Annotated in this window: 14 protein-coding genes; 10 read left to right on the forward strand and 4 right to left on the reverse strand. The window is 69.7% G+C overall.

Annotated elements, in window-relative coordinates; all coding sequences use genetic code 11:
* The first annotated feature begins 173 nt into the window (after window positions 1–173).
* From ON21_RS26930 to ON21_RS26955, 6 genes are all read left to right on the forward strand, one after another.
* Window positions 174–566 carry a hypothetical protein gene (locus ON21_RS26930; protein ID WP_039802218.1) on the forward strand — a complete coding sequence of 131 codons (393 nt, stop codon included), beginning with the start codon at window positions 174–176 and terminating at the stop codon, window positions 564–566.
* A gap of 38 nt (window positions 567–604) precedes the next feature.
* Complete coding sequence (locus tag ON21_RS26935; protein WP_051021384.1) at window positions 605–1,267, forward strand: hypothetical protein; 663 nt, start codon at window positions 605–607, stop codon at window positions 1,265–1,267.
* A complete protein-coding gene (locus ON21_RS26940; RefSeq protein WP_039802220.1) occupies window positions 1,264–1,989 on the forward strand; it encodes an ESX secretion-associated protein EspG in 726 nt (241 codons plus the stop codon). Before ON21_RS26935 ends, ON21_RS26940 begins: the two co-directional genes overlap by 4 nt.
* Window positions 1,990–2,012: 23 nt before the next feature.
* A complete protein-coding gene (locus tag ON21_RS26945; protein WP_039802222.1) occupies window positions 2,013–2,861 on the forward strand; it encodes a polyphosphate kinase 2 family protein in 849 nt (282 codons plus the stop codon).
* Window positions 2,862–3,048: 187 nt separating this feature from the next.
* Window positions 3,049–3,828, forward strand: a complete 780-nt coding sequence (locus ON21_RS26950; protein ID WP_039802224.1) for a DsbA family protein — start codon at window positions 3,049–3,051, stop codon at window positions 3,826–3,828.
* Complete coding sequence (locus ON21_RS26955) at window positions 3,825–4,391, forward strand: vitamin K epoxide reductase family protein (protein ID WP_051021385.1); 567 nt, start codon at window positions 3,825–3,827, stop codon at window positions 4,389–4,391. The genes ON21_RS26950 and ON21_RS26955 overlap by 4 nt, the downstream gene beginning before the upstream one ends.
* Window positions 4,392–4,397: 6 nt before the next feature.
* On the opposite strand, the gene ON21_RS26960 is transcribed toward ON21_RS26955, so the two are convergent.
* Window positions 4,398–5,522, reverse strand: coding sequence for a S1C family serine protease (locus ON21_RS26960; protein ID WP_051021386.1), 1,125 nt, complete (start codon window positions 5,520–5,522; stop codon window positions 4,398–4,400).
* 158 nt (window positions 5,523–5,680) lie between these two features.
* Here ON21_RS26960 and ON21_RS26965 point away from each other — a divergent pair, with 158 nt between their 5' ends.
* Both ON21_RS26965 and ON21_RS26970 read left to right on the forward strand, forming a co-directional pair.
* A complete protein-coding gene (locus ON21_RS26965; protein WP_039802225.1) occupies window positions 5,681–6,733 on the forward strand; it encodes an NAD(P)-dependent alcohol dehydrogenase in 1,053 nt (350 codons plus the stop codon).
* Between the two features lie 70 nt (window positions 6,734–6,803).
* A complete protein-coding gene (locus ON21_RS26970; RefSeq protein ID WP_051021387.1) occupies window positions 6,804–8,000 on the forward strand; it encodes an AI-2E family transporter in 1,197 nt (398 codons plus the stop codon).
* Window positions 8,001–8,019: 19 nt separating this feature from the next.
* Here the strand turns inward: ON21_RS26970 and ON21_RS26975 are convergent, their stop codons facing one another.
* On the reverse strand, window positions 8,020–9,321 hold the full coding sequence (locus ON21_RS26975; RefSeq protein WP_039802227.1) for a phthiocerol/phthiodiolone dimycocerosyl transferase family protein: 1,302 nt from the start codon (window positions 9,319–9,321) through the stop codon (window positions 8,020–8,022).
* Window positions 9,322–9,436: 115 nt separating this feature from the next.
* Between ON21_RS26975 and ON21_RS26980 the strand changes: the two genes are divergently transcribed.
* Complete coding sequence (locus ON21_RS26980) at window positions 9,437–10,000, forward strand: TetR/AcrR family transcriptional regulator (protein WP_039802229.1); 564 nt, start codon at window positions 9,437–9,439, stop codon at window positions 9,998–10,000.
* Between the two features lie 315 nt (window positions 10,001–10,315).
* Window positions 10,316–11,641 (forward strand): tetratricopeptide repeat protein, encoded by a 1,326-nt coding sequence (locus ON21_RS36090; RefSeq protein ID WP_051021388.1) that lies wholly within the window; start codon window positions 10,316–10,318, stop codon window positions 11,639–11,641.
* Here ON21_RS36090 and ON21_RS26990 read toward each other — a convergent pair.
* Both ON21_RS26990 and ON21_RS26995 read right to left on the reverse strand, forming a co-directional pair.
* Window positions 11,631–12,197, reverse strand: a complete 567-nt coding sequence (locus ON21_RS26990; RefSeq protein ID WP_039802231.1) for a TetR/AcrR family transcriptional regulator — start codon at window positions 12,195–12,197, stop codon at window positions 11,631–11,633. The genes ON21_RS36090 and ON21_RS26990 overlap by 11 nt on opposite strands.
* Window positions 12,197–12,619, reverse strand: coding sequence for a VOC family protein (locus ON21_RS26995; RefSeq protein WP_039802233.1), 423 nt, complete (start codon window positions 12,617–12,619; stop codon window positions 12,197–12,199). The genes ON21_RS26990 and ON21_RS26995 overlap by 1 nt, the downstream gene beginning before the upstream one ends.
* Window positions 12,620–12,714: the final 95 nt, after the last annotated feature.

Consider the following 12,714-nt stretch of genomic DNA (forward strand, 5'->3'; position numbering starts at 1 on the left):
CGCCTTCCCCACACCGCCCCTCGGACCGCTGGTCAGTGTAACAACGGCGAAGCCAGGCACCGGGGCCTGCGCACAAGCTCCTACCGAGGCGATCCGCCGCGTTGTACCGAGCGGTAAAGTGCCGATCCAGTACAGCGCGGTACGAACAGGACCGAGCGGAAGGGGGCTTCCAGGTGGCGGTACCCGATACCGGGCAGGGGACGGCGCGAGAGCTGTACGCGGCGGCCATCGGCGCAGGCGGGGGTGAGCGGTTCGAGCTGGACACCGCGGTCGCGGAGAATCTCGCCGCCGCGTGCGACCGGCTGGTCGACGATCTGGGCCGCGCGATGGCCGACGAACACTTCGTCACCGACGTGAGCGGTTTCCCCGATCTGCCCACCGGACACGGCCTCACCCGCGGGTTCGCCGCCAAGGGACGGCAATACCTGGACACCCTGGCCGCGTTCCAGGAAACGGCGCTGCTGTTCAAGGCCGCGTATCTCGCCGCGGCCAACCGGCTGGCCGACGCCGAGGCGGCGAATCAGGCCGCGCTGCGGCTGGTCGCCGATTATCTGGAGCCGCATTGAGCGCGAACCCGTGCGCGGGGACCGACTGAGGGGGACCGATGGCAGACTCCGCGGCACGCGCCGCCGCCGACGGCATCCGGCAGGAGCTGGCCGGCTTCACCGACGGCGCAACCGATCCCGCCTACGCGCCGGATCGCGAACTGTTCGGCGCCTACACCCACCAGCAGATCTGGGAGCTGGTGCACGAAGCGCTCGACCCGGCGGCGCTCGGCCGGATCGCCGCGGCATGGCAGGTCAACGCGACCGCGGTGGCCGAAGCGTTCCAAGCCTTCTCCGATGCCACCAACCGGGAGTTCGCGCGCTGGTCCGGCCGGGCAGCCGACGCCGCCGTGAGCGCGACCAGGCAGTTCGTCCGCACGGGCGGGGAAGCGCACGACGTGTGCCGGGCAGTCGCTCGCCTGATGGAGTTGAATAGCGATGCCGCGCAGGCGATCCGGGGCGCGATCGCGCCGCCCCAGCGGTACCGTCCGCTGGCGGACCCGGCCGCCGAGGCGGTTTACGGTGGAAAACGTAGGATGGAACACGATAGTGCGGCGGCAGACATCGAGGCGGATGTCCGGGACACGATGACGTACGTCTACACCCCGACGATGCCCGCCACCGGCGATCGCGTTCCCCGATTCCCCCGGCCGCACGACGGTTCGGCGGCCGACAACGCGCCGGGCGATCCGGATTCCGTCCGCGGAGGCGGCGCACGGTGAAATGGGTGCTCACCCCGGACGAGTTCACGCATGTCTGGACGAACGAAACGAGCCTGGACCGTAGGCCCTACCCGGTCAACATGGTCCCCGCGGCCACGGCGCGGACCGAGTCGGAGTACCACGCCCTCCATCTGCCGCAGCGCTTCGCCAGGCAGGCCGACCCGGATCTGGCCGCCGCGCTGGTGCTCTGCGCACGCAACGACGCCACCACCATCACCGTCTCCGGCGAACGCTCCGCGCTCTCGCGCAACGGCAGCGGGTCGGAGGTCGAACGGATTCTCGCGTTCGCCGCCGTGGTGCACAACCACGCGGGCATTCTGGTCGCCACGCCGGACCGGGTGACCGTGCAGATGTGCCACGCCCGTGCCGTGGGCGAACGTTTGGTGCAGATCATCGGTTCGGCCCGGCCGGGCAAGCTCGCCCCGATGCGGGAGCCGCAGGACGCGGTGCTGAATTCGGATCGCACCGAGCCGTTCGTCACCAATGGCCATCGCGGTGCGGCGAAGTTCCGCCAAACCCTGCGCAAACCGGTGGACGGACGTGGCTTCATCACCGTCACGGTGCAGCCGGAGAACCCGATGTCCCCGCCCACCCGCCATCGCACCTGGCTGGACTTCACCGGCGACGGTCGCTACTTGCTCACCACCACGCACGATCTCATCCTCACCCCCGTGTCGGACGAGGAGTTCGCGGCTCAGTTGCTGCGGCTCGCGCAAGTGTGACACGGGCGGATTAGGGTTGAGCCATGCCGAAGCAGTGGACGGTGTCGCCTACCGAGGCTCTGCGGGCCGACGGCTTGCGCGTGGCCGAGTTGGACACCTCCGGGACACCGGGTTTCACCGGCGGCAAGAAGGCGGGCTCGGCCTTGCTCGCCGAACGCGCCCAAGTGCTGTCGGATCTGCAGGAGAAGCTGTACGCCAACGGCCGGGCAGGCGGCGACCGGCGCAACGTGCTGCTGATCCTGCAAGGCATGGACACCGCGGGCAAGGGCGGCATCGTCCGGCACGTCATCGGCTCGGTCGACCCGCAGGGCGTCGACCATGCCGCGTTCGGCGTGCCGACGCCGGAGGAGAGCCGCCATCACTATCTGTGGCGCATCCGCAAGGCGCTGCCGCGCGCTGGCCAGCTCGGGGTGTTCGATCGCTCGCACTACGAGGACGTGCTCGTGGTGCGGGTGCACAATCTGGTGCCGCCGACGGTGTGGGAACCGCGCTACGACGAGATCAACGCGTTCGAGCGGGAACTGGTGGACGAGGGCACCTCGCTGGTGAAGGTCGCCATGTTCGTCTCGCTCGACGAACAGAAGCGGCGGCTGGCCGAGCGACTGGAACGCACGGACAAATACTGGAAGTTCAACCCGTCCGACATCGATGAGCGCGCGTTCTGGCCCGCGTACCTGGACGCGTACCAGGCGATGCTGGACCGCACGTCCACCGAGTACGCGCCCTGGCACGTCGTACCCGCCGACCACAAATGGTTCTCCCGTCTCGCCGTCACCGAACTGCTGATCGCGGCCCTCGAGCGGCTGGGACTCGACTGGCCGCAACCCACCTTCGACGTCGAGGCGCAGAAACGTCGGCTTGCGCGGGCCTAGACGAGCGCGTGCTCACCTCATGGGCATCACACCGCGCTGAACGGCGGCCGATCGGGACTTTTCGGAATCTCTCAGGTAGGCCGACGATGATGGCGGCGGTGGGCCGACCACGCGAGGAGGTGGTCGGCGGATCTACGATCGTGGCGGCAGAAAACGTCCGGCGAGCGAAAGGCGTGGTGAGCGCACGGTGAGCAAGAACCAGGGTGGGAAGTCGAACCCGCTGCTGGCGGCGGAACGCGCCGACCGCAACCGCAAGATCTTGATCCAGGTGGCCGTCGCCGCCGTGCTCGTCGCGCTGATCGCGGCGATCGGCATCGGCATCGCGGTGAAGAAGGCCCGCAAGGACGATCCCGGCCCCGCTCCGTCCATCGCCGCGACCGGCACCGCGAACGCGGGCCCCGTGCCCGCCTCGATCACCGACAACGGCGCCGTCCGCGTCGGCAAGCCGGACGCGAAGGTCACCGTGCGGGTCGTCGCCGACCTCCAGTGCCCCGCGTGCAAGGCCTTCGAGGCGGCCAACGGGCAGGTGCTCGAGGAGGCGGTGGCGAGCGGCACCGCGGCGGTCGAGTACAACATCATCGCCTTCCTGGACAAGGCGTCCACCACGCGCTACTCCTCGCGCGCGGCCAACGCCGCCTACTGCGTCGCGGAGGCCGACCCGTCGAAGTACCAGGCCTGGCTGAGGACGATGTTCGCCCAGCAGCCCGCTGAGGGCGGCGCGGGCCTGCCCGACGAGCAGTTGGTCCAGATCGCCAAGAGCGCCGGTTACACCGACGACGCGGTCGCCCAGTGCATCACCGACCACAAGTACGACAAGTACGTCCAGGCCCGCACCAAGGAAGTGCTGGACAGCGGCATCCAGTCGACGCCGTCGGTGTTCGTCAACGGCAAGAAGGTCGAGTCCAGCCAGCAGGTCTTCGGCGCAGGCGGTCTCGCACCCGTGATCAGCGCCGCCGCGGGCCAGTGATCACGGCGGGGCCCCGGGCCGCGTGGGTCCTGTTGATCGGCGGGCTGGCCGGCTGGCTGGCCGCGGTGGCACTGACCGTGGAACGGTTCAAGCTGTTCACCGATCCCGGCTATACGCCCTCGTGCAGCATCAACCCGATCCTGTCCTGCGGGTCGGTGATGGTGACCGATCAGGCCGCGGTGTTCGGGTTCCCGAACCCGCTGATGGGCATCGTCGGCTTCTCGGTCGTCGTCACGCTCGGCGTGCTGTCGGTGGCCGGGGTCGGCTTCCCGCGCTGGGTCTGGGGCGGACTGTGGCTGGGCACCCTGCTCGGGGTGGGCTTCGTCTGCTGGCTGATCTTCCAGAGCCTGTACCGGATCAACGCGCTGTGCCCCTACTGCATGGTGGTGTGGGCGATCATCACGCCGCTGCTCGCGGTCTGCACCGACCAACTGTGGGGGCGCTCACGCGGTCCGCTCGGCGTGCTCGCCGAGTGGCGCTGGACGATCGTCGCGCTGTTCTTCGCGGTCGTGCTGCTGCTGGTGTTCCTGCGCTTCCAGGACTACTGGCTGTCGCTGGTCTGAGCCGGATCAGTTCGGCGGGCCCGCGACCAGCCCCACCGGCACCGTGCGCGAGCCGCCTGCGCCGGTGATGCCCAATCGCACGGTCTCGCTGGGCTTGCGCCTGTTCAGCGCGGTGCGCAGCGACTGAGCGTTGGTGACGGCGTGATCGTCGATCGAGGTGATCACGTCCCCGGCGGCCAGGCCTGCGGAGTAGGCGGGCATGCCGTAGATCGCCATGTCCACACGGGCTCCGGTACCGGACGGCAGCGCGTTGGAGACGAGCACACCGAGCGTGGCCGTCGGGCCGATGTGCACGGTGTCGGTGGGGGTGCCGGAGCGGATCTGCCGGACCACCCGCATCGCGGCGTCGATCGGCACCGCGTAGCCGTTCGCCGGGTGGTCGGCCGTGCGCGTCCCCTCGCCCGACGCCGCGGCGATGACCCCGACGACGGCCGCCTTGTGATCGACCAGGGCTCCGCCGGACTGCCCCGGCGTGACCGCCGCCGCGACCTCCAGCATACCGTTGAGCGCCTTGCGCGACAGATCGGCGGCGTTGATCGCCACGATCGCGCTGTCCAGATCGGTGAGCGGGCCGTGCACCGCGGTGGGCGTGCCGCCGGTACCGCCCGCGTTGCCGATCGCGAGGACCTCCTCCCGCAACCGCAAGTCGGCCGAACTGCCGATGGTCGCGATCGGCAGCGCGTTGGCCGCGGCCAAGTCCAGCAGGGCGATGTCGGCGTCGGCGTCATAGCCGAGCACCACCGCGTCGTAGACCTTGCCGTCGCCCACGTCGGTGACGGTCACGGTGTCCGCGCCCTTGACCACGTGATGGCTGGTGAGCACCTCGCCGTCGGCGGTGAGGACGATGCCGGACCCCGCCGCACCCGGCCCGGAGCGCTCGGCCGAGGCGTTGATGTTGACCAGCGCCGGCCGCACCGCCGCGGAGACGAGGCCCGCGTCGAGCGGCTCGGGCGGAACGAACGCGACCGAGGCCGCCGTCCCCGCGGGGCCGGGGTGGTCGCGGTCCGGCAGATCGCCGCGATAACCGAGGAACGCGGCGACCACGAGCATCAGGGTGACGACCAGCACGAACACCCGGCCACCGCCCGGCGCGCGACGCGCCCCGATCCACTGTTGCCGTTCTTCGTCCATGGCTCTCCCGCCTCGGCCGAACCTCCCGACTCCATTGTCGCCGCTGCGCGCCGCCGAAGATCATCGAACCGGTGAGCTCGCCGGAAAAATGACCCGTGAGCGTGCCTTTTTCGGATCACAGTTGGCAACAGCACCCATGCGACGGTAGGCATGTCTCCATGAGCACTGCCGCCGCCTACGCCCTGCCCGCCCCCGATGGCTCGTTCGAGAAGGTCACGATCCAACGCAGGGACCTGGGTTCGCGCGATGTGCTGATCGACATCAAGTTCGCGGGAATCTGCCACTCCGACATCCACACCGCCCGCGACGAGTGGGGCGGAACCCGCTACCCCTGCGTGCCGGGGCACGAGATCGCGGGTGTGGTCGCCGCGGTCGGATCCGCGGTCACCAAGCATCGGGTCGGCGACCGCGTCGGCGTCGGTTGCATGGTCGATTCCTGCGGGGTCTGCGCGCCGTGTCTCGCCGACGAGGAGCAGTACTGCACCGCGGGCGCGACCATGACCTACAACACCCCGGTCGACCCGGCGGTGGAGCCCGGCGGGCACACTCTCGGCGGGTACTCCACGCAGATCGTGGTGACCGAGAACTTCGTGGTCGCGATCCCCGACGGGATCGGCCTGGACGTCGCCGCGCCGCTGCTGTGCGCGGGCGTCACCCTGTACTCGCCGCTGCGGCACTGGGGGGCCGGGCCGGGCAAGAAGGTCGCCATCATCGGCATGGGCGGGCTCGGCCACGTCGGGGTGAAACTGGCGGCCGCCATGGGCGCCGAGGTCACCGTGCTGAGCCACTCGCTGAGCAAACAGGACGACGGCAAGCTATTCGGCGCCACCGGCTACTACGCGACCAGCGACAAGCAGACCTTCCGCGAACTGCGCGGCCGGTTCGACCTGATCCTCAACACGGTGTCGGCGAACCTGCCCATCGATGACTATCTGCGCCTGTTGAACCTGGACGGCACCCTGGTGATCCTCGGCCTACCGGAGAACCCGATGAGCGTCAAGGGGTTCAACCTCGCCGCGTACCGCCGCTCGCTGGCGGGCTCGATGATCGGCGGCATCGCGCAGACCCAGGAGATGCTGAACTTCTGCGCCGAGCACGGTATCGGCGCCGAGATCGAGTTGATCGCCGCCGACGAGATCGACGGAGCCTACGACCGGGTCGTGGCCAGCGACGTGCGCTACCGGTTCGTCATCGACGCCTCCACCATGTGAGTCCGCTCGCACCGGTGCGGCGGCGCGGTATCGGGCCGCTAACCGGCCGTCGCGTGGGTACCTTGGCCTTGTGTCTGCGGAGGACGAAGACGAGACGCCAGAGCCGGCCAGCACCGCGGGCGGTATGCCGCCATGGCTACCGCGCGCGTTCCTGCTCGCCGCGGCGACGGTCACCGGGTTGCTCGCGGCCTTCTGGGTGCTGGAGCGACTGCGGAGCCTGCTGACGATTCTGCTCGTATCGGTGTTCCTCGCCTTCGCGATCGAACCGGCGGTGAATTCGCTGGCACGGCGCGGCATGCGGCGCGGCCCCGCGACCGGACTGGTGTTCCTCGGCCTGATGGTCCTCGTCGTCGCCTTCTTCTGGACGCTCGGGGCGCTGCTGGTCGAGCAGGTCACCACGTTGGTGCAGCACGCACCCGTATACGCCGATCGCGGCGTCGACTGGATCAACCACACCTTCCACAAGGATCTGTCCAGTACGGACATCCAGAAGTACGCCACCGACTGGAGCTCGACCCTGGAGGGTTACCTCACCGGATTGGCGGGCAACGTCTGGGGCATCGGCACCGCCGCGCTCGGCGCGATCTTCCAGGGCCTCGGCATTCTCCTGTTCACCTACTACTTCGCCGCCGACGGCCCCAGGATCCGCACCACAGTCTGCTCGCTCCTGCCGCCGCGGCGGCAGCGCCACGTGTTGCGCGCCTGGGACATCGCGGTCGACAAGACCGGTGGCTACATCTATTCCCGCGGACTGCTCGCGCTCGCCTCGACGCTCGCGCACTACGTCATGCTGCGGCTGCTGGACGTGCCGTCGGCGTTCGCCCTCGCGCTGTGGGTCGGTGTGGTCTCCCAGTTCATTCCCACGGTCGGCACGTATCTCGCCGGCGCGCTGCCGGTGATCGTCGGTCTGGTGCACGGGCCGAGCACCGCGCTGTGGATACTCGGCTTCATCGTGCTCTACCAGCAGTTCGAGAACTACGTGCTGCAACCGCGCATCACCGCGTCCACCCTGGACATGCACCCGGCCGTCGCTTTCGGGGCGGTACTGGCGGGCGCGGCCCTGCTCGGCGCCACGGGCGCGCTGCTGGCCATTCCGGTCACCGCGACGGTGCAGGCGTTCTTCGGCGCCTACATCCGCCGCTACGACGTCCCCGCCGACGTGGAGGCCGATATCGATCGCCGGACGGGCGCACCCAAGCGCCGCCGTAAGTTCGCCAGGCGGTTGACCCTTCGCCTGGCAGGCCGTCACGAGCCACCCACGGAGTGAGCTCGCGACGGCCCCCGCGCTAAGCGGCGCGAACCGCGGCCAACGCCCGAACCAGCTCCCTGCGCACCTCGCCCAGCTGTGCCCGGCTGTGCCGTGCGATGTCGTACTCCACCTGAATGGTCATCCGGTCGCCGATGGTGAACACGGTGAGCTTCGGCGGCATGCCCGCCGCCATGGCGAAGACGTCGTTGCGGACGATCCACAGCCCGGGCGGGGTCGAAAGCGCGGGCAGGCGACCGATATTGGAGATGGCGAAGGTGTTCGGCGACGAGAACAGGGCGGCGATCGCCGGGTCGGTCACCCGCTGGGCGGCGAGCATCATCAGCAGTGCCTCGCGGCGCTCGACCGAGGCGCGCATGCCCGACGCCACCGCGTGCGCCAGCGCGATCGGATCCGCTTCCGACTCGACCAGCGCGTAGGTGCCCACTCCCGAAACGCAGTTGAGCACGGTGCTCGCGGGCAACGGCGGCACCAGGTCCGCGCGAACGTCGACCGCGTGGCCGCAGATCATCGGCAGCGCCCCGGCCGATGGCTCCAGCTGCGCGCGGAAGGCGGCGAACGCCGCCCCGCTGACCAAGCTGTTGACCGACACACCGTGGACGCGCGCGGCGGCGACCACCGCGGCGGTTTCGGTGTCGTCCAATTCGATGCGGTCCAGGGTCATCCGGTGCGGCGGGTGCGCGGCGCCGTCGCCGAGTTCGGGCAGGTTTCGCGGCGCGAGATCGGGGCTCATCATGGCCGCGCCCGCCCGCATCAGATCGAGCAGCCCAGCGACCTCGGCGTCGGAGACGATCCGCGCCAGCCTGGTGTCCATCGCCTCGGGCAGGCGCTGATCCGGATTCGCCGGTGGTGCGGGCGCGTCGGTCACCTGTGCTGTGTAGCGCTCCCACAACTCGGCGAGCAGCGCGAAAGCTGATCTGCCGTCGGCGATTCCGTGGTGGATCGCCAGCACGATCCGGTCGCGGTCGCCGTCGTGCAGGAGATACGCGTGGAACAACCCGTCGGTCCAGTCCTGCGGCGTGTTCACCAATTGCAGGTATTCCGGCTCGCCACCCTCGGTGATCGTCAAGCGCGGCCGATAGGACTCCTGGAGCCGGAAGTACTTCGTCCCCTCGGCGTCGACCACCTGGGTGCTGCGCAGGAGCGGATGCCCGGCGGCCAGTTCGGCGAGTACGCGGCGCAGCGCGGACACATCGAGGCCGCCTCGCACGGTCGAACCGATGAACAGCGGCATGCCGCCCACCGGGATGCTGCCGATTCTGGTGTCGGAGCCGAAGTAGCTGCTCTCGAAGGGGGACAGGGGGCGCTGATCGGTCATCATCTCGTTCCTTCTCGCGGGGATGAGCTCAACATACGCATGTTTCAAACGCTTGTCACATACGTACGTTTCAAACGATCGTCACAAACGCTCGTATGGCCCTTGCTAAGGTGCTGGAGTGGGAACCCGCGAAGACCTTCTCGCCGCGGCCAAGCAGTGCTTGGCCGAGCGCGGCTACGCGCGCACGACCGTGCGCGAAATAGTCGCCGCCTCCGGCAGCAACCTGGCCGCGATCAATTACCACTTCGGCACCAGGGACAAGCTGCTCAATCAGGCGATGATCGAATCGAGCGCGGAGGCGGTGCAGCGGATCGCCGAGGCCCTGCCGCAAGACGACCCCGTGACACCCGGAGCGCGCCTGGAAATCTTCTGGCGCAAGCTCATCGCTTCGTTCGCCGAGGACCGACCGCTCTGGTCGGCGAATATCGAGGGCATGGCGCAGGCTCTACACTCCCCCGAGGTACGCGCCGAGCTGGCGATCGCGGAGGAACACGCGCGCGAGCAGCTCTGGCAGCTGTTCGGCCCGACCCGCGGCGCGGCGACCGACCGCGCCGTCGGCGCTGTGCTGCACGCGTTGATCGGCGGTCTCATGGCCCAGTGGCTGGTCGATCCGGAAAACGCGCCCACACCCGACGACGTGATCACCGGATTGCGCACGCTCGCAACCGAGATCGGCGACTGAACCGCCGGCGTCCCGGCCGCGCCGACCCGCCTACCCGAGCGGTTCCGGCCCGTCGGCAGCTCGCCGGGCGTCCCGCTCGGCGGAGGCGCCCGACGTATCCGCCAGAGCCTGGGCGAGCAAGGCCCGCGCCGTCCCGGCAGAGGGTGTCGGCGGCGTCGGCACGGGACAGATCTCCGGTCGAACAGCGACCGGCAACGCGTGCCGCCTAGCGTTTCTCGGCTCGAGAAAGAGCCTTGGGTAGCCATGGATCGCGCGCCGATGTAGAACTCTCGGAAAAGGATCCGCACCACTCGGTGCCGAGGCTGGATGGGAACAATGCTGAAGCGGCCGCCTGACCTGGCCTTCGACCTCGGCAAGATGCACCGCAGGCGCAACGACGTGGCGGCCGCACGCGAGGCGTTCCAGATCGCCATCGCCTCGGGCCATCCGAACTGGGCGCCCTTGGCGGCCGCGGAGCTGGGCGGGCTGCTCAGCGCGGCGGGCGACAAACCGGCCGCGGAAGGCGCCTACCACGTCGCGGTCGATTCCGGCCATGAGGACGCGGCGCCGCGCGCGGCCTACAACCTCGGCCTGCTGCTGGCCGAGCGCGGCGACATCGCGGCAGCGGAAGCGATGTACGAGCGCGCCGCCGAATCCGGGCATCCCGACGCGGCGCCGCGGGCCTGGATCAATCTCGGCTACTCGCGCGCCAAGCGTGGCGACTCGGACTCGGCGCGCACGGCCTACCAGCACGCGATCGGCGCGGGCCCCGGCGATATCGCCCGCTTGGCCCTGTCCAACCTGGCCTATCTTTTGCGCACCGAGGACGATTTGGACGGCGTGAAGGCCGCCTACCGCGCCGTCATCGACGGCTGGCCCGCGGATCAGTCGCTCATCGTCGCGGGCGACCTGGTCCAGCATCTGAGCGAGGCGGGCGATCTGGCGGGCGCCAGGCAGGTGAGCCGGTCCCTGGCCGAATCGGACGATCCCGCGGTGGCCGCGCGGGCCAGTTTCGACGTCGGGGTTTTCAGCGAACAGCTCGGTGAGCCGGACATGGCCCTGGCGGCTTTCCAACGCGCACTCGATTCGACGGATGCGGAAGCTCGTGTCCGGGCGGCGGCGGCGCTCGCGCCGATCTACCACGAACGCGCGGCGACCGTGCTGCGCGAGACGGACTGGGCGGGGCTGGCGCACGCCCACGGACCCGCGAGCGACGCTCCCGCCATGCTCGCCGACCTGATCAGCGACGCCGTCGAGGACCAGGCACGCGGCATCGTCTTCCTGTACTCCTCGGTGCTGCACCAGGGTTCGATCTACTCGGTCACCGCGCCCGCCGCCGAGGTCGTGCTGGGCGCCCTGCTGCACGAGCGCACCGACGTGACGTACGCCCGCGCCTGGGTGCGCGAGCCGCAGCCGCTGCGCTTGGAACTGCTCAACTGGCTGCACGAGGTGATCGCCACCGCGGCATGGCAATCCGCCGACGAGGACGCCGGCGAACTCCCTGCGACCGACCGCACCGCCGCCGCGGCCTGCTTGGCACTGCTGCCGCGCGTCCGGGCTGCCACGGCGGCCGCACTGGCCATGGCCGAGGCCGAAGCGGTGTCCAACGCCGCGACCGAGGTGCTCGCGACGCTCAGCGCGCTGCCCGCCGTCAACGGGTGATCGCGCGCAGCACCGCCGCGACCGACTGTTCGGCGAGTTCGTCGGTCAGCGGCAGGTGCCCGAACAGCGCACGGTAGTAGATCGGCGCGGCGACCGCGTCCAGCACGAAATCCAGGTCGATGCCCGGGTCCACTTCACCGCGGGCGATGGCCGCGCGCAACGCCGTCGCCGTGGTCCGCCGCCGCGGTTCGAAGACGGTGGCCAGGAAGTGGGCGCGCAACTGTTCGTCCCCGGCCAGGTCCGCGACCAGCGCGGGCAGCACTCGGTGCAGCGACGTATCACGCAGGGCGACGACCAGATCCCGCATGGCGTGGGTCAGGTCGGCGCGCAGGTCTCCGGTGTCCGGGGTCGGTCGCAGGCCGAGCAGTCCGGCGACGACGTCGACCACCAGGTGCCGCTTCGACGGCCATCTGCGGTAGATGGCGGGACGGTGCAGCCCGGCCCGGGACGCCACCTGGCCGATGGACAGGTTCGCGTAGCCCACCTCGTCGAGCAGTTCCCGCGCGGCGGCGAGCACCGCGGCGTCGATTCGGTCGTCGCGGGTTCGTCCCGCCATCAGAAGACCGGCCGCGGCATCAGCACGACGCGCCAGCCGTCCGGATCGGGAAAGGTCAAGCCGCCGTTGGCCGCCCAGAACGGATTCTCGGCGGGCACCGGTTCGACGCCGAACTCGCCGAGCCGCTGTGCCACGTCGTACATATGCGACTCGCCCGCGAAGTAGAGCACCAGCAGATTCTCCTGGCTCGGCGCATCGCCGGGGCTGCCGTGCACATGCGTGGTGAATTCCAGATGGTATGCGGCCCCGGGCAATCCGAGCATCACCCCGTCGTAACCCGCGTGGTTGCGAAATCGGTAGAGCTCACGCAGGCCGAGCCCTTCGACATAGAACCGCACCACTTCGTCGAGCCGGTCGGTCGGGCGGGCGATGCGGACCTGCGCGACGCGCAGCCCGTCCGGCCAACTGTTGTCGGTGTCCATAGGTCAACGATACAGTACGAACTGTACCGAAATGAGCCGCCTGGAACGCCGCGGGCCGCCCCCGTTCGATCGAACGAAGACGGCCCTCGGCACGT

Origin of the sequence: Nocardia araoensis NBRC 100135, from assembly GCF_000308435.1 — a bacterium.
Taxonomy (GTDB): Bacteria; Actinomycetota; Actinomycetes; order Mycobacteriales; family Mycobacteriaceae; genus Nocardia; species Nocardia araoensis.